We start from the raw sequence: 21,038 nt of genomic DNA, 5'->3' as shown, positions 1-21,038 counted from the left end.
CTTAAGCAATCGCTCCTGATATCACACATAAAGCAGTAACAACTTGATCAGGATGATCTTCTAGAGGAACCCCCCAGCCGGTAACTTCAAGTCCACCATAGCTTTGATCGGTATAGAACCACTCTTCAGCACTATCAAACTCTAAAGATGTAAATGGCAATAGATCCGAAACCAAACTACCCAAGCCAATACCAGCCGGCAAAAACCCCTTATAAACAAACTCCCGTGCAAACTCCCCAGAAAAGCTAAAATCGTAAACCTTAACAGCATAAACCTTTCCCGCTCTAACCATTATTGATAGAGCTGGAGTTCCTTTTAGCAGACCATTAATAATTGCATCATTAAATAGCGAAAAAGAGTAGCCTCCATTTCCAAGCTCATCCAGACCATGCGTTCTCAATAGAAGGTCCGGCGAATTTTCAAACTTGTACAATAGACTGGACGCATCAACCAAATACTTAAGCAGCACACGTTCCAGCACTTCCGCGCTCACATCCAGCGGTATACCTGCAAGAGAGACGGATGGCACGATTGGTGCCACCCAAGATATTGAAAAATCGTTAGATGACGTCATTCTGGCACCCACGTGTTGGTGGAGGAGTTAAATACCACTTTCTGCCCCTGAGGGTTTAAATACTTTGTATTAGCATCATAAATAGGGCTCCCGCTACTAAAAGTCGGTCTGTAAGCCACAGGATCAACAACCTTAACTTTGCTCCCATCAGCATAAGTAAGCTTGTAGTACTCACCTTTGTGAGTTGACAAAACATCATCCCCAATAGTAGATGGACTATACTGAATTTCTTTAATCCCTGTAGTGCTACCTTCGACCGTATAGACCTGGGCATTACCAGATGAACTGGCTCTCACTTTAGGTGTAAGTGTTGCGCCATCCATGGTGAGCGACTGTTTAATATCATCTATTGATTTCCCCCAAACACTGGAAGGATTTCCAGCAATATCTCGAGGAATACCGGCTTGTGCCGCTAAGTCTTCGCGCAAACCATCCCGAGCAAGTGGAGATGTTGCCGGAATATCGTCTACTACCTTCCCAGCCGCACCTGCCTCTTTTGCACCCTTAACTGGCGCTAAATCAATACTAGCAGCTGCACCATCATAAACTGCCCCAAACAATCCCGCACTGTTCAGGACAGCTTGGAGCCCGAACCCGAACCTTTCGGTTGTCGTCGCTACTTCACCGGTGATGGGATTTTTCCCACCTGAAGCCATGTAGGTCTGGCACGCAATCCCCGCGAGCCCCATACCACCGCATCCGGCAGCAAACGTTTCCTTCGAAAACTCGTCCAGATACGCTTTCTGTGCAGCTACCGTTGTTGCAACCTCTGCTTTATGAGTAATCGACTGTGCGTCGCTGGCGGGTTCCAGGGCCCACTCATCTCCCAAATCGGTTTTGACCGTTCTGTCAGATACGACACATACACCGTTACCCGAGAGCGCACAGCTGACCAGTTGCCCTGGCTGAGGTCTGGAGCCCGGATCGGTTCCTATGTCCCCTTCTACGGCTGGCATATCTTTGAGTACGGAGCTGTCTCTTGCCAACAGTTCCTTTATATTTTTCGATAGTTCGTCACAACGGGATGAGGACGTTCCCCCGCAGTTCCTTTTCTTATACTCGGCCTGCTCTTGCGCAAGTGTTATGCCCTCACTGCCCCTGAGCTGGTTATTTTCGACCGCATTTTTTGCTGCGATGCCTCCCGCCACTGCATCTGACGAGTTCCCTGCCACAATGCCTGCAGCGAGGCCTCCAGCAAGTGTCGATAGTGCGGAGACCTTTTGTTTTTCAGCTTCGCTCAGTTGATCGATGGGCTTGTTCGGGTACAGCTCGTAAGCGACCAGTTCACCGATACTCGCCCCCGTGGCTCCAGCAAGCGCAGAGTTTTGCTGGGATTTTGCAAGCACCGCGCCCAATACAGCATGAGCCATTATTCTGGCTTCAAGGTTATCGCCTGTGTTGTCCTTGATGATACCCGCCAGATACGGCGCCGAAGCCCCCACGACCGCCTGGGCAAGGTTGCCTCCAGCCAGCCCTTGAACCGCTGCCGTTACGGCTTGCGCAGCACGCTGAAGGTCACTTCCCGTACCGTAGGCAGCCATGGTGCTTTTATAGGCATCGGTGCCCTGCAACATGTCCACGTAGGCCTTGCGATCTTTGTAAGAGGCGTCTGGATTAGCCCCCGGCATGTTCTTCTGTTCATCTGTCAGGTGTGCTTGCGCGGCCTTCGCAGCTTCAATCGTTCCCTGGGTACGAATAATGTCCATGGACTGGTTAGCGATATCACCAATCAACTGCGCCTGGCGAAGCCGTTGCTGCTCCTTCTCCTTGTCGAAGATAGGGCTCAGTGCGTTATTGGCATGCTCAACGTCATGACTCAGCGTGTTGACGTCTTGTTGCTGCTTATCCTTGTCGCGAATAGTCAGCTGGCCATCAGATATGGCTGCGTAAGTCGTACTGCTTTCATGCCCGTCGTGGTTCGCACCCACCAGCAACATACTGCCCATATTGCCGAGGAACTGAGTACTGGCATCCCCGCCCGTCCCTCCACTCACGCTCTGGTGCTGGCTGCTGAAATCGGCTTTGTTGTCCAGTCCGGTCCAGCCCAGGCTCCCGGTCGTGAGTTTGTTTTTGTCGGCGCTCGCGGTGCTGCCGATTACGCTGGCATCCAGTTGGGTATGTTCGCCAACGCTTATTTGGTAGCCGTCCTTCCCAGCGAACAACCCGGTCTGCTCTTTCACGCTGTCAAAGTTAGACTTGAGCTTGTCTTGGCTGACGCTAAGCGACGCACTCCCGCTCATAGAGCCAAATGTGAAGCTGGCGCCTCCGCTGACGTTGGTTTGCTTGGAGTCGTAACGATCAGTGTCTTGCTGACTGCTCAGCGTCAGGTTGCGCCCTATGTCCGCGACGATCTGCTGGGCATTCGCCTGCGCTCCCACCAAGGTTGCATCCCGACCACTGTCGAGCGTGAGCTTGTTACCGGCATTGACGGTGGTTTCAGTCCATGTGGTGCCATTACCCTTTTCCTTGCCCGCCCCGGCGTTGCCGTTGGCGAAGATACTAAGACCCGCACCGCTGTCACTGACTCCCAGGCTTACGCCGATTGCACCGCCTGCACTCTTGTTAGAGCCGTCGAGGCTTTGCGTATTGGTGCCGGAGCGCAGATTGATGTCCTGTGCGGCAGACAACAGCAAGTCGGTGCCGGCCTGAAGTTTGCTGCCCTGTACCGTGATGTCGCCACCCGTAGCACCCGGCTGTCCATTCCCGGTAGCAACCAGGCTAAGGTTACCGCCTGCCGTCAGATTGCTGCCTTGGCTGACGCTTTGTTCCTGTATTTGCTTGGAGCTGGACTTCTGTCCTCCCAGCGAAATCGAGATACCGACGAACTCGCCTGCCTGCGCACCGGACTCAAGTGCCTGGGCGCCCTGATAAGCCTGATAGCCGGAAAGCCCGGCCTTGACCCCCTGTAATGCCGACAAACGCGTGTCGTTTTCATGAATGGCATCTTGAGCGGTTTGCACTGCCGTGTTGACCGCTTCCCCCACCACACCGGACAACGCCAACGTCAGACCGCTCTTCTTGCTCTCCTGAGAGGTACGCGTCGTACTGTCGTTGGCCGCGTCGAGAATATTGACGTTTTGTCCAACCAGCTTGATGTCCTTCCCTGCAACCACGTCCGACGCCTTGACGGTCAGGTCTTTACCGGCGGTGATATTCACATCGCCCATGACGCTGCCGACGGTGCTGCCTTTCTGGCTGGCGCTCTCCGTGCCCTGCTTGTAGGTATTCTGGGAGGAGCCCAAGGTGACGCCGATCCCCCCTGTGCTTAACAAGCCAGACTTTTTAGTCGACTGGCTGTGTTGTGCACTGAACGACTCCGCATCACTCTCTATGCGAACGCTGTTGCGAGCCTGAATGTTCGTTTCTTCAGTCGAGACTACGTTGCTGGCGGAAACCGCAATATCATGACCGGCCTGTACCAACGTCGTATCCCCACTCAGTGTCGAACCGGTCAACGACGTGCTGCTTTGTGAATCACTGCTCATCTTGCTGGTACTGGAAAGTCCAAACCCGCCGGATTTTGATTTGGCGGAAGCACTGGATTCACGGTTCTCTGCGCCAGTCAGATTGACGTCGTGACCCGCCAAAACCGCCAATGCGCCTTTGTCGCTGTTGATGGTTGATCCAGTGAGGTTGATGTCGTTGGCGGCGACAACCGTTGTTTTACCCTGCGCCTGAATTGAAGAGCCAACAGCCACATCATTTTCGCTCTCGCTCATCTTCGAGCTTTTCTTACCCCACGACCCCTTCTTCGTTTTCGAGTAATACGAGTAATCGCTGTCTTCAGCCGCCGCCAGGTTCAGGTCTTTACCGGCATACAAATACGCCTCATCCCCCGCCGTCACCCGGCTCGCCGTCAACGCCAGGTCCTGTCCGGCGCTCAGCGCCACGTCACCACCGGCTTTAACCGTGGTGGAGACCTGGCTCACATGGTCCTCTTTGCTCTTGACCTTCTTCGACGTAAACGAGGCATGGGACTCGTCTGCTGCCGACGACAGTGACAAATCGCCCACCGCCGACATCGTCACATCACGCTTGGCATCGATCTCACTCGCCACCGCGCTGATGTCCCGGCCCGCCTGTACCTTTAAATCACCGCCGGCATCCACGCGGCTGCCGTACTGGGTCACGCTACTGTTCTTGAACAGCCCGCTCACCGTATTGCTGTTGGTCCCTTCGGCAGAGATCAGGTTGACGTCGCGCCCGGCCTTGAGCGTGGTGTCGGCGCCGCTGCTCATCACGCCGCCCACGCTGTTTACGTCGCGGCCGGCTTGCAGGCTCAGGTTGTTCGCAGCTTCGATGCGCGCTGCACTGTCCACGGAGTCGGTGTGCTCGGTGCGGTAGCCGCTGCTGCTGTCGTGGCTGGTGACGCTGCGCTCGTTGAGGATGTCGCCTTGGGTGACGGTCAGGTTCACGTCGCGACCGGCGATGATGCCGCCGGCGGTGTTGACGATGGTGTTACCGGCCAGCAGATTGAGGCGGTTACCGGCCTGGATCAGGCCGCTGTTGGTCAGGTCGTTGCCGGCCTGGGCCGACAGGTTATTGCTAGCCCGCAAGGTGCCGACGTTGTCCAGGTTCTGGCCGGCGATCAGGTTGACGTCGTTACCGGCGATCAACGCGCCGTCCGGGGCCAGGCGGTTATTCGCCTGGGCCAGGTACACCACGGGTACCAGGACGTTTTCGCCGTTTACTTGCTCTTCTTCAAGCCAGACGATGTCGTGGGTCAGCGCCGCGACTTGGGCTGAGGTGAGGCTCACACCCACGCTCAGGCCGAGTTGCTGTTTGCTCCTGATGGCGTTGTCCATCAGGTACTTGAGCATGCCCGAGTCGGTGTTCTGGCCGTCGATGAAGCGTTGGCCGGTGCGGGCCACCACGGCTTGTTCGACCAGACGTTGCTCATAGAGGCCGTCGCCGAGGCGCTTGGCGCTGTCGTCAGGGTTGTAGCCGAGGCCGGAGAGTAGATAGTCCGAGCTCATGAACTGCTTGAGGTCGGTGAGCACCGGGTTGGTTTCGATCAGGTATTTCTGCGGCTGCGACACGGGCTGCGTGCCCGGCAGGCCCTGCACACGGGCAATGCTCTGGCTGGCCACCGGGGACGGTTTGTCGCCGGTGGTTGCGGCCGGGGCCACTGGGGTCACACCGGGAATCGACGGAGCGTTCACGACCACGGTGCTGCCGTGGTCAGTGGCTTGCGCCGGCAGGTCCAGGTTCGGGTGGGATGCAACGACCGCAGACGATGCCGCGCCACCGCCGGCGTTCTGTGTGCCGATTGCGACTACTTGTGATGTGGAAAGAGCGGGTGAGTCTCGCGCTGCCCCTCAACCTGCATGATGTCGATGCAGGCCACCCTATCGCCCCCTGCAGGGCAGCCTCATATTTTGAATTGCCCCAGCAAGCCTTGCAGGCGGCTGCCGATCGCATACAACTCATCGACGGTCTGGACGCCCTGCTGCGTCTGGTTGGCAACCGCGTCGATGGCGCGTGCGATCTGATGCACTCCGCGGTTGATCTCTTCAGCCACCGCGGTTTGCTCTTCCGCGGCACTTGCGATTTGCGCGTTCATTGCATTGATCGTGGCGATCAGCTCGACCGTGTTGCCCAGAAACTCACCCGCCTGGTCGGCCTCGGCGTTAGCGCCCTGGGCGGCTTCGGTGGATTGGTGCATGGCCGTGACCACCCCGCCGGTAGCGCTCTCCAGACGCTCGACCATCGCTTGGATTTCCTGGGTACTGCGCTGAGTGCGACTGGCTAACGCCCTCACTTCATCGGCAACCACGGCAAACCCGCGCCCGGCCGCACCGGCACGCGCGGCTTCGATGGCTGCATTGAGGGCTAAAAGGTTGGTCTGTTCGGCAATCGAGCGAATGACGTCCAGCACGGTGACGATAGACGTCACGTCGTTTTGCAGATTCTGCATCGACAGGCCACTCTCATCCAGCTCGACCGTCAGTGCCTGAATGCGCGCAATACTGCCGTTGACGATCTGCCTGGCGTGACGGGACTGCCTGTCGGTCTCGACCGCTGCGTTTGCCGCATTGTGCGCGCTGGCCGAGACTTCCTGCGCCGCCGATGACATCTGGTTTATCGCCGCGGCCACTTGGTCGGTTTCCAGGCGCTGCCGCTCCATGGCCCGGTCAATCTGCCGGCTCTGCTCGGCCACATGGCTGACAGACCCGGTCAACTGTTCGCTCATCGCGACGATCTGGCTGACCAGGCTGTGAATCTTTTCGATAAAGGCATTGAACGAACCGGCCAGTTGCCCCAGTTCGTCGCGACTCACAAGCGGCAGCCGCCGCGTCAGATCCCCCTCGCCCGCGGCGATTTCATCGAGGTGAGTGCGGATCAAGGTCAAGGGCCGTAAGCTGCGCTTGACCAGCAGAAGCGCGAGTGCCCCGATGATGCCGATCAGCGCGGCAGCGATAAGCGCAATGCTGAGCATCAAGTGGTGTATGCGCAGCTCGACATCGGCCCGCACGTTGGCGACCTGGGTTTCAATGCTGTCCAGATTGACCGCGGTGACGACAACCATGTCCCACTTGGGCAAATAGAAACTGTAAGCGAGCTTGGGCACCACCTTATCGGTGTTGACGACCCCACCCGAATAGGTAACGAAGTGCGTTTGGTTTTTGGCCGCTTCGACCATCTCGCGGTTCAGGTACTTCCCGTTGATGTCTTTGCGATCACTCATGTTGGTGCCGACGCCTTCGCTGCTGTCACCGCGAAACAGGCGCACGACCTGACTGTCATAGCCGATGAAATACCCGTCATCGCCATACTTCACGTTGGACAGTCGGCTGATTGCCAAGGCTCGGCCGGAAAGGTCCCCGGCAGCCGCCCGCTCATACAGTTCGGTGATGGACGTCTGAGCGATGCTCGCGTAATCCTTGAGTCGGGTGCGGCTTTCCTCGAGCAGCCGCTCGCGGGTCTGTGCGACTTCCTGCTCGGCCTGGGCCTGCAACGTGCTGCGCGCGCTCAACCCTAAAACCAGCGCAAACAACAGCACCGGCAATAAGGTCAGCAACAGTATTTTGGTTTTGAACGACATTATTTGATTCCTTCACCCCGATCCTATGAAGCCGCCGATGCAAAAGCGGCCCGCGAATGTCGCGTGGCCGCGAGCAGTGGATCACCAGAGCGCGATGTCGTAGGTGAAGTAGATCCGATTACTGTCACGACCACGGGAGAAATCCGAGCGGTAGACGTAATTGCGCAGCTTCACTCCCAGGCCTTTGAAGGTGCCTTGCTGCACCACATAGGCCAGTTCGGCATCGCGTTCCCATTCCTTGACCGTGGTGTTGGACTTACCGTCGTTACCGCTCAGGTAGCGCGTGAAAAAGGTCAGGCCGGGGACACCCAGGGCGGCGAAGTTGAAGCCGTAGTTGAGCATCCAGGTCTTCTCGTCCTCTTCGATGAACTTACCGATACCGGCGTTACTGAACGAATAGACGGTCGCGCCACTGATGTATGGCAACCCGGCATCCCCGCTGAGGGTCTGATACCCGCCACCGAAGGTATGCCCGGAAATGGCGTAGGACAGTTGCCCACTGAGCATGTTGTTATCGATCTTGCCGCCGTAGGCAGAGCCGCTATCGACACTGTTGAAGTAGCGCAAATCACTGGTCAGCACGCCGCCGCCCAAGGGTAGATCGTGCTGGATGCCGGCAAAATGCTGCCGGTAGAAGTTCTCCAGTTCGCCGTAGAAGTAACTCAGGCGAAGGTTTTTCCCCAGCTTGTATTCTCCGCCGGCATAACTGAAGTCCCCGGATTCAGCGCCGCTATAGCCGTCGGGCACAATCGGCATGCTGTCGGTGGAGTCACGCAGCTTGAATCGATCGAGGTGGCCCCCAGTGAGGCTGAGGTTCTCGATGTCGAGGCTGTTGATCTGTGCGCCTTGGTAGGTTTGCGGCATCAGACGCGCATCGTTGTAGATCAGTACCGGTGTCTTGGGCAGCAAGGTCCCGTATTTGAGCGTGGTCTTGGCCAGTCGGGCCTTGGCGGTCATGCCCAGGCTGGCGAACTCGTCGGCCGCACGCCCGTCAGCGTGAACCGGCAACAAGCCTGTACCGCTGCGGCCACGTCCGGAGTCGAGCTTGACCCCGAGCAGGCCCAGGGCATCCACCCCAAACCCAACGGTGCCTGGGGTGAATCCCGACTGGTAATCCAGCAGGAATCCCTGGGCCCATTCGGTGCGTTCGCTCTTGGCGGTCCTGGCCGATCGGGCACTCAAGCCATGCTCGTCGCGAAAGTTTTCATTGAAATAGACATTGCGCAATTGCAGCTTGAGCTTGCTGTCATCGATAAATCCTTCGGCGCTGGCACTGGCCAGCGGCAACAAACCAAGCAGTGAAAACAGCACCCGTTGGGTATGTACAGTGTTCATAGCAAACTACTCATTGTTGTTATTTGGCGTGCAGGAAATCGCGCGCCTCGCGGGTGAGGCGCGTCGGTGAAAAACAGGAGGTTGGGTTGAATCAGGTGAAGAGACTGATCGCCCCGGTCAACAAAGCCAGCACCGTGATGACCAATGAGGTGAGCACGGCCCACTTGACGGTGGCTTTCTGGAAATCGCCGATGTCGCGATCAACCATCCCGACCAACAACAGGGTCGAGGCGACCAACGGGCTCATCAGATGCACCGGTTGCCCCAGAATCGATGCGCGGGCGATCTCCAGCGGATCAATGCCGTAGGCCGCGGCGGCGTTGGCCAGGATAGGCACCACGCCGAAGTAGTAGGCATCGTTGGACAGGACGAACGTCAGCGGCATGCTGGTAACGGCCACGACCAGCGGGAACAGGTGCCCCCAGGACGGCGGAATCCAGTCAACCAGTGTCTGCGCGAGAGAATCGACCATCTTCGTGCCAGAGAAAATCCCGGCAAAGATGCCCGCGGCAAACACCAACAATACGACCGTCATGGCGTTGCCCGAATGGGCAAGGATGCGTTCCTTCTGAATGTCCAGTTGCGGATAGTTGATCATCAGCGCCAGGACGAACCCGATCAGGAACAGGATCGCGGAATGCATGATCCCCATCACCAGCGCGACCATCACCGCGATGACCAGCAGCAGGTTGACGTAGGCCAGTTTCGGGCGCTTGTGCGGCGTGTCCTCGAGTATTGCGTTGATGTAGCAGTTACCGCCGCCGCTCTCCAGTTGAATGTTACCGATGCGCTTGCGCTCGGCGCGGCCCAGCAGGAACGCGGTGAACACCACCCACATCGCGCCGCCGATCATGGTCGGCAGCAAGGGTACGAAGTAGGCCCCGGCATCCAGGCCCAGTGCCGCGATCGCGCGGGTCGCGGGCCCTCCCCAGGGGGTCATGCCGCTCATGATGCTCAGCGAAAGCATGGAAATGGTCGCCAGAATCATCGGGTTCATGCCGATGCGCTTATACAGCGGAAGCATGGCTGCGCAGGTGATCATGTAGGTGGTGGTGCCGTCACCGTCCAATGCCACCACCAGCGAAAGCAACGCGGTGCCGACAGCGATTTTCATCGGGTCGCCGTTGACGCGCTTGAGGATCTTGCGAATCAGCGGGTCAAACAGGCCGGCGTCGATCATCAAGCCGAAAAACAGGATCGCAAACAGCAGGAGCGCGGCCGACGGTGCGACCATTTTCAAGCCGTCGAGCATCATCTTGCCGGTAGTGCCGCCGAAGCCGCCAATCACGGCAAACACTATCGGAACCAGCGTCAGGGCGACAATCGGCGACAGCCGTTTAGTCATTATCAGGAAGGTGAAAACCACCACCATGGCCAAGCCAAGCAATGCGAGCATAAGTCAGTTCTCTTGTTCTTATAAGTAACGGGGCCGACGCACAGGCGCACGACTCCGCGCCCGCCAGTTGTGCCTGGCGGGGAGTGTTTATTTGAGGTGTTTAAGGTGTCTGGGCGCAGCCGCGACCGGTCAGACGCGGTCCGTGACCGTCACACCATCCCAGTCCGGGTTCTGGGCCTGGGCCGAGATGGCAATGGGGGAAGGTTTGCCGTCCAGCGTCCGCATCAGTACTTCGCGATCGCAGGCATTTTCCGAGAGGGACATCACCACGGTCGCCACCGCATTACTGGCCAGGCTGGTCAAGGCCCGGGCTTCCGACATGAAGCGGTCGATACCGATCAGCAGGGCAAGGCCGGCCAAGGGAATGTCGTGAATGACCGTCAACGTTGACGCCAGTGCGACAAAACCGGAGCCGGTGACACCGGCGGCGCCTTTCGAGGACAGCAGCATGATTGCCAGCATGGTCACGGTCTGGGTCAGGCTCAGGTCGATGTTGCAGGCCTGGGCAATGAACACCGCCGCCAGCGAGAGGTAGATCGCCGTACCGTCGAGGTTGAACGAGTAACCCGTGGGCAGCACCAGCCCGACCACGCCTTTGTTGCAACCCAGGGCCTGGAGTTTTTCCAACATCCGCGGCATTACCGGCTCGGTGGACGACGTGCCGAGGACCACCAGGAACTCTTCGCGCAAGTAGCGCAGCAACTTCCACAGACTGAAGCCATGCGCGCGGCAAATACTCCCCAGCACCACAAACACGAAGAATGCGCAGGCGATGTACAGCGTCATGATCAGCTTGGCCAACGAGCCCAACGAGGTAATACCGTACTGCCCGACCGTGAACGCCAACGCACCAAAGGCACCGATCGGCGCGAAGCGCATCAGGTAGGAGAAGATCTTGAAGACCATGTGCGAAGCGGACTCCAGTACATCCAGTAGCGGCTTGCCGCGCTCGCCAATGGCCGAAAGCGCAAACCCGCACAGCACCGCAATGAATAGAACCGGCAGCACCTCACCTTTATTGAAAGCACCGATGAACGTGTCGGGGATGATGTGCATGAAAAACTCGACCACGCCCAGCTTCGCCGCAGAATCGGTGTAGTGCGACAGCCCCTTGGTGCTCAATTGGGTAGGGTCGATGTTCATGCCCACACCGGGCTTGAACAGATAGACCGCCACCAGGCCGATGATCAGGCTGATCACGGTCAGGCCCAGGAACAGCAACAGGGTCTTGCTCAACAAACGCCCGAGGGAGCGCTTGTCGCTCATGCCGGCGATACCGGTGACGATGGTGCAGAACACCACGGGAGCGATCATCATCTTGATCAGCTTGATGAAGGCATCACCCAGCGGCTTCAAGGCTATGGCCTGTTGTGACCAGAAATGCCCGACCAGCACGCCCAACAGCACGGCGAAGAGAATCTGGACGTAGAGCGATTTTACAAACTTCATGGCATCACCCATTTTTAGAATTGTGCTGATGCAGAAACGACAATGACTAAAGGACGTTATCCGGCAAGTCGTTGGGAAGCCGCGGCGTAGACATAACCGGAGAACAACCTGCGCGATGTACGCACTACCGAAGCGCGAATTGTCTCACCCTGAGCACCGGTGTAGGACAGTACAACGTCTATTGCGCCACTTGGATGTTCAATTCGAACGTGTTTCAAGCGCGGCTCACTCACCCCGCCAAGCAATTGAGCAATCACGCTGCCTTCGCTGACGCACGCGGTGGCCAAGCCGATAGAGCCGGTAATCGCCAGTGCCCGGTGGCAGTTATGCGGCATGAAATAGCGCACCTGAAGGGTGCCGCCCGCCTTGGCCGGCGACACCAGTACGGGCTTGGGGATCACTTTATCACTGACGTCGCCCAACCCCATGGCCAGGCCGGCTTGCAGCCGCAGAGACTCCAGGCGCCCCAGGAAGGCTTTGTCGGCATCCAGTTCAGCAGGGCTTTCATCCCCACGTTTACCCAATTGGCCAGCCTCGATGATCATCATCGGCATCGCCATGTCGATGCAGGTCATCGGGACACCGTCGATCAGGTCCTGAGTCTGTCCCGTCGGGAACAGCTTACCGGTTTTGCTGCCCGCGGCATCCAGGAAGGTCAGCTGCACGGGAGCGGCAGTCCCCGGCACGCCATCAATGGCGGTGTCGCCTTCGTAGCTGACAGTCCCTTCGGGAGTGTGTACGTCTGCGTTCACAAACGTCCCCGTGTTGAGGTTGCGAATACGCACACGCGTCAGGCCTTTAGACGCCTTGACCAGCCCCTGCTCGACCGCAAACGGGCCAACGGCGCAAAGCATATTGCCGCAATTGGGTGCGGTATCGACTCGACGCTGGGAAACCATGACCTGCACGAACAAATAGTCGACATCCGCGTCCGGGTGCAGCGATGGGCTGACGATGGCGACCTTGCTGGTTTGCGGGCTCCCACCGCCAATACCGTCAATTTCCAGCTCATGGCCGGAGCCCATCAGGTTGAGCAGCAGCTCATCACGCTGTTCGATCGCATCAGGCAGGTCCCAGGCGAGAAATACTGGCCCCTTGGACGTACCGCCGCGCATAAGCACACAAGGAATTCGTTGCATGACCACTGACTCTTATTGATCAATCGGGTTGATTAATGCTCTTGAGGCAAGAGTCGCAGGCTTTAAAAAATGTTTCCAATGCAAATATCAGCCTGATTATTGCGTTTAACGAATGACAAATCTAGGATGATTGAACGCCGCCGCCCTCTTCCATCGAGTTATAAAAAATGCAATATGAGCTAAATGACATACGATCGTTCGTGAAAATCGCCGAACTCGGGAGCTTCCACGAGGCTGCCGATGCATTGCACCTGTCCCAGCCGGCGCTGAGCCGGAGGATGAAAAAACTGGAGGAAGGCTTGGGGACCGCCCTTCTCGATCGCACCACCAGAAGGGTGAGTCTCACGAGCGTTGGTCGGGACTTTCTACCCAAGGCACGCCGCCTGCTGGACGACTTCGACGACTCGATACTCAACATCCGAGAGCTGGCAGAGCGACAGAGCGGACGGGTCACCCTTGCCTGCATCCCGACCGCAGCCTTTTACTTCCTGCCTTCGGTCATCCGCCTCTACAACGAGCGCTATCCGCAAATCCGTATCCGCCTGCTCGACCTCAGTGCCAACGAAGGCCTGGAGGCCGTGCTACGCGGAGAAGCCGACTTCGGCATCAACATGATGAGCGGCCAGCACCCCGACATAGAATTTGTGCCATTGGTCGACGAGCCTTTTGTATTGGCATGTCGACGCGATCATGAACTGGCGGAACGTAGCGCGGTGACCTGGTCTGAACTCAGCAACTACCGCTTGATCGGCGTCGGACGCCTGAGCGGCAACCGGATGTTGCTCGATCATGCGTTATCGGGCTTGAGCTGGCGCCCGCAGTGGTTCTATGAGGTGCAACACCTTTCGACGTCGCTGGGCCTGGTGGAAGCCGGCCTCGGCGTCTCGGCCGTGCCGAGCCTGGCGATGCCTGCCGTGGATCATCCGACGTTGGTCAGCATCCCGTTGATAGAGCCCATTGTGAACCGTTCATTGGGACTGGTTTACCGCCGTGGAGCCTCGTTATCTCCAGCGGCGGAGAAATTTGTTTCGATTCTGCTTGAGCAATGGGAGAAGTGAATGGGTTCTGCTGGCGAGCGGTGTGTCATTTACCGCGAGCGCCAGCCAAGTTGTGGTGTTTTTCGGTGAACTTGTGCCCTGCCCCGCCAGTCAGCTAACTGAACGCAACTCAACGGTGGGTAACGGATGCATCTCTCGCGGCAGCAACAAGTAGCCCTGGTGACCGGCGGCGGCAATGGTTGATTTCAAGCACGAGCCACAGAGCGCCATCGACGCCCACGGCATCATCGGCGACATGCGCAGCGCCGCCCTGGTGAACGACAAGGGCAGCGTCGACTTTTTCTGCTGGCCGGAATTCGACAGCCCGTCGATCTTCTGCGCGCTGCTCGACACGCCCGACGCCGGCATTTTCCAGCTCACGCCAGACCTGCCCAACGCCCGCCGCGAACAGATCTACCTGCCCGACACCAACGTGCTGCAGACCCGCTGGCTCAGCGATGACGCCGTGGTGGAAATCACTGACCTGTTGACCATCGGTGAGGAGGACGACCTGCCCCTGTTGATTCGCCGCGTGCGTGCGGTCAGCGGCCAGGTGACGATCCACCTGCGCTGCGCCGTGCGTCATGACTATGCGCGCGCCCCCACCCACGCCAGCCTCGACAACGGCACGGTGTGTTTCGCCGCCCACGGCCAGCCCGCTCTGCGCTTGTCGAGCAGCCACGCACTGCAGGTCGAAGATAACGCCGCAGTGGCCCGCTTCGTCCTGGCCCAGGAGGAAGGCGCCGAATTCGTCCTCGGCGGGCAGGACGACCCGCGCGTCGACAGCAGCTGCACCGACCTGGCGTTGACGCACACCGTGGCGTTCTGGCGCGGCTGGATTGCGCAATCGAACTACCGCGGGCGCTGGCGCGAAATGGTCAACCGCTCGGCCCTGGCCTTGAAGCTTTTGACCTCGCGCAAACATGGCGCAATCATCGCCGCCGCCACCTTCGGCCTGCCCGAATCGCCCGGCGGCGAGCGCAACTGGGACTACCGTTACACCTGGATCCGTGACGCCTCGTTCACGGTCTACGCGTTCATGCGCCTGGGTTTTGTCGACGAAGCCAACCACTACATGCGTTGGCTCAGAGGGCGGGTCAGCGACTGCAGCGACCAGCCCGTCAAGATCAACATCCTGTATGGCATCGACGGCCGCCAGCAACTGCCCGAAACTCAGCTGACGCACTTGCGCGGGCATGGCGGCGCGACGCCGGTGCGTATCGGCAATGAGGCGTTCGACCAGGTCCAACTGGACATCTACGGCGAGTTGATGGATGCGATTTATCTGGTCAACAAATACGGCGAAGCCATTTCCCACGACGGCTGGAAACACACGGTCGAACTCGCGGATCAGGTCTGTGATATCTGGAACCGCAAAGACGTGGGTATCTGGGAAATGCGCGGCGAGCAGCACCACTTCCTGCACTCGCGGCTGATGTGCTGGGTGGCGCTGGACCGTGCGATCCGCCTGGCGTCCAAACGCTCGCTGCCGGCGCCGTTCGCGCGCTGGGACCAGACACGCCAGGCGATCTACGCGGATATCTGGGGCAATTTCTGGAACGAAGAACGCGGGCACTTTGTGCAGCATACCGGCAGCACCGCGCTGGACGGTTCGATGCTGCTCATGCCGCTGGTGCGCTTCGTCGCCGCCACCGACCCGCGCTGGCTCTCGACGCTGGCAGCGATCCAGAAAAGCCTGGTGCGCGACGGCATGGTCTATCGCTATCGCAACGACGACAGCCGGATCGACGGCCTGCCAGGCACCGAAGGCGCGTTTGCCGCCTGCTCGTTCTGGTACGTCGAATGCCTGGCCCGCGCCGGGCAGGTCGAAAAGGCGCATCTGGAGTTTGAGCAGTTGCTGCGCTACGCCAACCCGCTGGGGTTGTACGCCGAAGAGTTCGACAACCAGGCGCGCCACCTGGGCAATACGCCGCAGGCGTTGAGCCATTTGGCACTGATCAGCGCGGCAACGTTTCTGGACCGCAAGTTGAGCGGCGCGAAGACGGTGTGGCAGCCTTGAACGCTACTCGTCGAGGGTCAGCGAGGCCGCGATGACGGTGGGTCGGGCAACCTGAACGCCGGACACTCTTGGCCCTCGACGCTCTCAGCCTTGTGGCGTTAACGGATCGGCGGTAGTGTCATCGGCAGTCATCGCCCAACCGATAGGAGCCCATCATGCCCATCGCCCCTGCGCTGTTTTATGTACGCACCTCGATGCTCGATGTGGCGTATGAAGCCCACGGCCCCGTCGACGGTGAACCGGTGATCCTGCTGCACGGTTTCCCCTACGACCCTCGCAGCTATGACGATATCGCCCCGGCCCTGGCCGAGCGCGGTTGTCGGGTGTGGGTGCCGTACCTGCGTGGTTATGGCCCGACGCGGTTTATCAACGCGCAGGTGATGCGCTCCGGGCAACAGGCAGCGTTGGCCAAGGACCTGCTGGAGTTCATGGATGCGCTGTGTATCCCGCGGGCCACCCTGGCGGGCTACGACTGGGGTGGGCGTGCCGCCTGTATTGTCGCGGCACTGTGGCCGGAGCGCGTGCGCGGGTTGGTGAGCGGGGACGGCTACAACATCCAGGACATTGCCAAGTCGCTCGAGCCCAGGCCGCCAGAGACGGAGCATCGGTTGTGGTACCAGTACTACTTCCACACCCAGCGTGGCGTGGATGGGTTGACCGCCAATCGCCGGGCGTTTTGCCAATTGCTGTGGTCACTGTGGTCGCCCTCCTGGGCGGCAGGCCCCAGCCTCTATGGCCAGAGCGCGCCATCGTTCGATAACCCGGACTTTGTCGACGTGGTGATTCATTCCTACCGTCACCGCTTCATGTACGCACCGGGCGATCCCGCACTGGCGCCCATCGAACAGGCGCTGGCGCTGCAACCGCCGATCACGGTGCCGACGATTTCGCTGTGCGGCGCCGATGATGGCGTGGGCCCGCCGCCGCTGGAGGATGACGACGCGCAGCACTTCAGCGGCTTCTATCGGCGGCAGGTGTTGCCCGGCGTCGGCCACAATATCCCTCAGGAAGCGCCGCAAGCGACCCTTGAGGCACTCCTGGAATTGCTCGCCTAGGCCGCTGGCGAAAAGCGCTCGCGATAAGCCTGCGGCGTGACTGACAAGACCCGCAGGAAGCTGCGCCGCAAGGTCTCTTCACAACCGAACCCGCACTGCACGGCGATGCGTTTGATCGGTGTGCTGCTGTCCGCCAGTTGCCGGCGGGCGGTTTCGACGCGGATCAGTTCGACCGCGCGCGCGGGGGTCTGGCCGGTTTCGGCGCGGTAGTGACGCACGAAGCTGCGCTCGCTCATGCCGGCCTGGGCGGCCAGGGTGGCGAGGGTCAGGTCGAGGGTCAGGTGCTCCGCGATCCACGCGTGCAACTCGGCAAAGCGGCTGTCGCCTTTTTGCAATGACAAGGTCACGCTGAACTGCGATTGGCCACCGGGGCGTTTGAGGAAAACCACCAGGTGCCGCGCGACTTCCAGGGCCACGGCGCGGCCCAGGTCTTGTTCCACCAAGGCCAGGCACAGGTCGATCCCGGCGGTTACACCGGCCGACGTCCACACGGTGCCCTGCTGGATGAAAATCGGGTTGGCCTCCACCGTCAGCGCCGGGAACTTGCGCGCCAGCTCTTCACAGCGTGTCCAGTGCGTCGCCACGCGACAGCCGTCGAGCAAGCCACTGGCCGCCAGCAGAAAAGCCCCGGTACACACCGAGGCCATGCGCCGGGTGTACCGGGCTTTTTCGCGCACCCAGTCCACCAGCGCCAGGTCTTCGGCGGCGCCGTAGACACCCCAGCCGCCGGCGATGAGCAGGGTGTCGCAAGGCGTGTCGACGGCGGGCAACGGCTCGGCCACCAGCGCCAGGCCGGCGGAGGTCATCACCGGCGCCGCCTGGGCGGCGATCACCGAAACCGCGTAGGGCAACGGCGCACCGCGCTGGCGCGCAAGGTCGTTGGCCGAGGCGAACACCTGCAAGGGCCCGGTCACGTCGAGCACTTGGGCATTATCAAAAGCGAGTACATGAATGATGCGCGGCATGTTTGGCGTGATTCGTGGGTTCAATGGCGTATTCGCCAAAGCCTAGGCCTCTAGAGTGAAACCGTCCACCCCTTATCGGAGCTTCATTCATGACCTTGCAGATCGGCTTTCTGTTGTTCCCCGGCATCCAGCAACTGGACCTCACCGGCCCCTATGACGTCTTGGGCTCACTACCGGATGTGAAGTTGCACCTGGTGTGGAAAGACCTTTCGCCGGTTACCTCCAGCACCGGGCTGGTGTTCACGCCGACCATGACCTACGCCGATTGCCCACACCTGGATGTGCTCTGCGTCCCTGGCGGAAGCGGCGTCGGCCCGTTGATGGAAGACCCGCAGACCCTCGACTTCCTCAGGGCCCAGGCGCTCACCGCGCGTTATGTCACCTCGGTATGCACCGGTTCGCTGGTGCTCGGTGCGGCCGGTTTGCTGCGCGGGCGCAAGGCCACCACCCATTGGGCCTACCACGACCTGCTCGCCCCGCTCGGCGCCATTCCGGTTCAGGCGCGCGTGGTGCGGGACGGCAACCTGCTCACCGGCGGCGGGATCACTGCGGGGATCGACTTCGCCCTGACCCTGGCCGCTGAGCTGTACGACGAAGCGACAGCGCAATTGGTGCAGTTGCAGATCGAATACGCCCCGGCGCCACCGTTCAATGCCGGCCGGCCGGATACCGCGCCGAAGGCCGTGCTGGAAGAGGCCAACAAACGCACGGCAGAGTCGCGCAAGGTCCGCGCAGAAATCACTGCGCGGGCGGCAGCGCGCCTGGGTTGATACGCGTCGCAGTTGCCGCTGCGCGGCGGGTCGCCGATGATACGGGGCAGCGCGATTGCGACGAAGCTCGATTCCGAAGCGCGGGCTGCCCTTTCCTCCCCAAGAAGTTTATTGATGAATACCCACGACGGATTAATTCCCTGCATCATTTCCGGCGGTTCGGGTACCCGACTGTGGCCAGTCTCCCGGCAGAACATGCCCAAGCCGTTCATGCGTATGCGCGATGGCCAGAGCCTGCTGCAGAAAACCTTCCTGCGCGCCAGCCGCCTGCCCGGGGTGGAAAACGTGCTGACGGTCACCAACCGTGACCTGCTGTTTCGCACGCTGGATGACTATCGCCTGGTGAACACAGCCCGCCTGCCCCTGGACTTGTTGCTGGAGCCCTTCGGCCGCAACACGGCAGCGGCGATGGCGGTGGCGGCGCTGCATGTGCTGGAGCACTTCGGCGACGACGCACCGTTGCTGGTGATGCCCGCCGACCACTTGATCCTCAATGAAAGCGCGTTCGCCGCGGCCGTAAGCCAGGCCCGCGAGCTGGCCGCAGCCGGCTACCTGGTGACCTTCGGTATTGAGCCTGATCGCCCGGAAACCGGCTTCGGCTACATCGAACAAGGCGCCGCGTTGAGTGCGGGAAACCGGGTCAAACGCTTTGTCGAAAAACCCGACCTGGCCACCGCGCAAGGCTACCTCGACGGCGGCCAGCACCTGTGGAACGCCGGCATATTCTGCTTCAAGGCCAGCACTCTGGTGAACGAGCTGACCACCCACGCCCCGCAGGTGCTGGCGGCCGCCAAGGCCGCGCTGGCGCACAGCCAGAGCCTGCAGAATACAACCTCGCGCCAGCGCGAACTGGATGCCGATGGCTTCGGCGGCGCGCCGGACCTGTCCATCGACGTGGCGCTGATGGAGAAGTCCACGCAGGTGGCCGTGGTGCCCTGCGATATCGGCTGGAGCGATATCGGCTCCTGGGAAACCCTGCGCCAGCTCACCCCCAGCGATGCCCAGGGCAATCAGGTCAATGGCGAAGCGATTCTGCATGACGTCCACAACTGCTACATCGACTCGCCCAGGCGGGTATTGGGCGTGGTGGGCGTGCGCGACCTGATCATCGTCGACACCGCCGACGCCCTGCTGATCGCCGATGCCCACCGCAGCCAGGATGTGCGCCACATCGTGGCCGAGCTCAAGCGCCAGAACCATCCGGCGTACAACCTGCACCGCACGGTGACGCGGCCATGGGGCACCTACACGGTGCTGGAGGAAAGTGCGCGCTTCAAGATCAAGCGCATTGTGGTCAAGCCGCTGGCGTCACTGTCGCTGCAGATGCATCACCACCGCAGCGAACACTGGGTGGTGGTCAGCGGTACCGCGCAGATCACCAATGGCGAGCGGGAATTGCTGATCAACGCCAACGAGTCCACCTACATTCCGGCCGGGCACAAACACCGCCTGACCAACCCCGGCAGCATCGAGCTGGTGATGATCGAGGTGCAGAGCGGCGAGTACCTGGGCGAAGACGACATTGTGCGCTTCGACGATATCTATGGGCGCGCGCCCGCCGAAGGATAAGCCTCAGTCATCCAATGGCTGAGGGGCCGGTTTGCTGCCGGGTTTCGCCGGTTTGGCGGGCTTGGCGTTCTTGCCTGGCGCGGGGGCGACAGGTTCGGGTTCCGCAACGGCAGCCGCTTCTTTCTCGGCCATCGGCATCTGGTCGATGGCGCTGAAAAACTCGCTCAAGTTGAGGGTATCCGGCGGCACGGTCTTCTCGACTTTCTTCTCGCCGTCCTTGCCGACCAGGATCACTTTGGTGCCGCTGCCGGCGCCTAATTTGAGGGCGCGGATCAGCGCGTTGGTTTCAGGCGGAGCAAGCTTCTTGTTGTCCTTGGGGTCCTTGGCGAACTTCTCCCCTTCGGCACCGATGCTGCCGAACTTCACGGTGTACAACACCATGCCGCGCTCTTCAAAGGACTGCTTGGTGGCAGGCTCGTCCAGCTGTTTCTTGAGCTTGGCCAATGTGTCATTGCCGGAATCAAGCTCCACCACCACCAGCGGCCGGGCCTTGCCCAAATCCTGCTTGAGCGGGTTGATATCATCAGCAGCCAACAACGGCCCCGTAAAAGCCATCAAGGTAGCCAGGGTCAGCGACCGGATGAGCATGCGTACCTCCTTTGAATTCCATGCAGGGTTCTTGAGTTTCATGTCTGCGACAGCCAAATTCAAGGATGATTCCTACACCGCCTTGAGAAAGCGTAG

Annotated in this window: 14 protein-coding genes; 5 read left to right on the top strand and 9 right to left on the bottom strand. The window is 60.0% G+C overall.

The genetic code is table 11. From position 1 onward, the window contains the following. Nucleotide 1: 1 nt before the first annotated feature. From LQ249_RS11065 to LQ249_RS11035, 7 genes are all read right to left on the bottom strand, one after another. The gene (locus tag LQ249_RS11065; protein WP_232566452.1) at nucleotides 2-574 is read right to left on the bottom strand and encodes a hypothetical protein; all 573 of its coding nucleotides are present in this window, start codon (nucleotides 572-574) and stop codon (nucleotides 2-4) included. After that, nucleotides 571-5,550, bottom strand: a complete 4,980-nt coding sequence (locus LQ249_RS11060) for a hemagglutinin repeat-containing protein (protein WP_232566604.1) — start codon at nucleotides 5,548-5,550, stop codon at nucleotides 571-573. The genes LQ249_RS11065 and LQ249_RS11060 overlap by 4 nt, the downstream gene beginning before the upstream one ends. Nucleotides 5,551-5,945: 395 nt before the next feature. Continuing rightward, nucleotides 5,946-7,619, bottom strand: a complete 1,674-nt coding sequence (locus tag LQ249_RS11055) for a methyl-accepting chemotaxis protein (RefSeq protein WP_232566451.1) — start codon at nucleotides 7,617-7,619, stop codon at nucleotides 5,946-5,948. Nucleotides 7,620-7,700: 81 nt separating this feature from the next. Next, nucleotides 7,701-8,954, bottom strand: coding sequence for an OprD family porin (locus LQ249_RS11050; RefSeq protein ID WP_232566450.1), 1,254 nt, complete (start codon nucleotides 8,952-8,954; stop codon nucleotides 7,701-7,703). A 91-nt stretch (nucleotides 8,955-9,045) separates the two neighbouring features. Continuing rightward, nucleotides 9,046-10,350, bottom strand: a complete 1,305-nt coding sequence (locus LQ249_RS11045) for a CitMHS family transporter (RefSeq protein WP_046384113.1) — start codon at nucleotides 10,348-10,350, stop codon at nucleotides 9,046-9,048. Nucleotides 10,351-10,479: 129 nt separating this feature from the next. Then, nucleotides 10,480-11,811: a C4-dicarboxylate transporter DctA gene (gene dctA, locus LQ249_RS11040; protein ID WP_046384114.1), complete on the bottom strand. Its 1,332-nt coding sequence runs from the start codon at nucleotides 11,809-11,811 to the stop codon at nucleotides 10,480-10,482. Nucleotides 11,812-11,855: 44 nt separating this feature from the next. Next, nucleotides 11,856-12,938, bottom strand: coding sequence for a 4-oxalomesaconate tautomerase (locus tag LQ249_RS11035; RefSeq protein WP_046384115.1), 1,083 nt, complete (start codon nucleotides 12,936-12,938; stop codon nucleotides 11,856-11,858). A 167-nt stretch (nucleotides 12,939-13,105) separates the two neighbouring features. On the opposite strand from LQ249_RS11035, the gene LQ249_RS11030 reads away from it, so the two are divergent. The 3 genes from LQ249_RS11030 to LQ249_RS11020 all read left to right on the top strand — a co-directional run bounded on the left by LQ249_RS11030 (nucleotide 13,106) and on the right by LQ249_RS11020 (nucleotide 17,050). Beyond that, nucleotides 13,106-13,996 carry a LysR family transcriptional regulator gene (locus LQ249_RS11030; protein ID WP_017846929.1) on the top strand — a complete coding sequence of 297 codons (891 nt, stop codon included), beginning with the start codon at nucleotides 13,106-13,108 and terminating at the stop codon, nucleotides 13,994-13,996. Between the two features lie 175 nt (nucleotides 13,997-14,171). Then, complete coding sequence (locus LQ249_RS11025; RefSeq protein WP_232566449.1) at nucleotides 14,172-15,995, top strand: glycoside hydrolase family 15 protein; 1,824 nt, start codon at nucleotides 14,172-14,174, stop codon at nucleotides 15,993-15,995. A gap of 155 nt (nucleotides 15,996-16,150) precedes the next feature. Beyond that, nucleotides 16,151-17,050, top strand: coding sequence for an alpha/beta fold hydrolase (locus LQ249_RS11020; protein ID WP_126588502.1), 900 nt, complete (start codon nucleotides 16,151-16,153; stop codon nucleotides 17,048-17,050). Here the strand turns inward: LQ249_RS11020 and LQ249_RS11015 are convergent. Further along, a complete protein-coding gene (locus LQ249_RS11015; protein WP_232566448.1) occupies nucleotides 17,047-18,015 on the bottom strand; it encodes a GlxA family transcriptional regulator in 969 nt (322 codons plus the stop codon). The genes LQ249_RS11020 and LQ249_RS11015 overlap by 4 nt on opposite strands. 89 nt (nucleotides 18,016-18,104) lie before the next feature. Between LQ249_RS11015 and inhA the strand changes: the two genes are divergently transcribed. Both inhA and LQ249_RS11005 read left to right on the top strand, forming a co-directional pair. Then, nucleotides 18,105-18,785, top strand: a complete 681-nt coding sequence (gene inhA, locus LQ249_RS11010) for an isonitrile hydratase (RefSeq protein ID WP_017846925.1) — start codon at nucleotides 18,105-18,107, stop codon at nucleotides 18,783-18,785. Nucleotides 18,786-18,899: 114 nt separating this feature from the next. Beyond that, complete coding sequence (locus tag LQ249_RS11005) at nucleotides 18,900-20,354, top strand: mannose-1-phosphate guanylyltransferase/mannose-6-phosphate isomerase (RefSeq protein WP_126588505.1); 1,455 nt, start codon at nucleotides 18,900-18,902, stop codon at nucleotides 20,352-20,354. Nucleotides 20,355-20,357: 3 nt separating this feature from the next. Here the strand turns inward: LQ249_RS11005 and LQ249_RS11000 are convergent, their stop codons facing one another. Continuing rightward, entirely contained in the window at nucleotides 20,358-20,942 is a 585-nt protein-coding gene (locus tag LQ249_RS11000) for a DUF4174 domain-containing protein (protein WP_046384121.1), read from the bottom strand. Nucleotides 20,943-21,038: the final 96 nt, after the last annotated feature.

Origin of the sequence: Pseudomonas sp. 7-41 (assembly GCF_021233075.1) — a bacterium.
GTDB classification, from domain to species: domain Bacteria; phylum Pseudomonadota; class Gammaproteobacteria; order Pseudomonadales; family Pseudomonadaceae; genus Aquipseudomonas; species Aquipseudomonas veronii.
This window is presented reverse-complemented; position numbering and strand designations above follow the sequence as displayed.

Coding starts and splice junctions, on each gene's coding strand:
- LQ249_RS11065 (WP_232566452.1), bottom strand. CDS start 574: ATGACGTCATCTAACGATTTTTCAATATCTTGGGTGGCACCAATCGTG.
- LQ249_RS11060 (WP_232566604.1), bottom strand. CDS start 5,550: ATGAGCTCGGACTATCTACTCTCCGGCCTCGGCTACAACCCTGACGAC.
- LQ249_RS11055 (WP_232566451.1), bottom strand. CDS start 7,619: ATGTCGTTCAAAACCAAAATACTGTTGCTGACCTTATTGCCGGTGCTG.
- LQ249_RS11050 (WP_232566450.1), bottom strand. CDS start 8,954: ATGAACACTGTACATACCCAACGGGTGCTGTTTTCACTGCTTGGTTTG.
- LQ249_RS11045 (WP_046384113.1), bottom strand. CDS start 10,350: ATGCTCGCATTGCTTGGCTTGGCCATGGTGGTGGTTTTCACCTTCCTG.
- dctA (WP_046384114.1), bottom strand. CDS start 11,811: ATGGGTGATGCCATGAAGTTTGTAAAATCGCTCTACGTCCAGATTCTC.
- LQ249_RS11035 (WP_046384115.1), bottom strand. CDS start 12,938: ATGCAACGAATTCCTTGTGTGCTTATGCGCGGCGGTACGTCCAAGGGG.
- LQ249_RS11030 (WP_017846929.1), top strand. CDS start 13,106: ATGCAATATGAGCTAAATGACATACGATCGTTCGTGAAAATCGCCGAA.
- LQ249_RS11025 (WP_232566449.1), top strand. CDS start 14,172: ATGGTTGATTTCAAGCACGAGCCACAGAGCGCCATCGACGCCCACGGC.
- LQ249_RS11020 (WP_126588502.1), top strand. CDS start 16,151: ATGCCCATCGCCCCTGCGCTGTTTTATGTACGCACCTCGATGCTCGAT.
- LQ249_RS11015 (WP_232566448.1), bottom strand. CDS start 18,015: ATGCCGCGCATCATTCATGTACTCGCTTTTGATAATGCCCAAGTGCTC.
- inhA (WP_017846925.1), top strand. CDS start 18,105: ATGACCTTGCAGATCGGCTTTCTGTTGTTCCCCGGCATCCAGCAACTG.
- LQ249_RS11005 (WP_126588505.1), top strand. CDS start 18,900: ATGAATACCCACGACGGATTAATTCCCTGCATCATTTCCGGCGGTTCG.
- LQ249_RS11000 (WP_046384121.1), bottom strand. CDS start 20,942: ATGCTCATCCGGTCGCTGACCCTGGCTACCTTGATGGCTTTTACGGGG.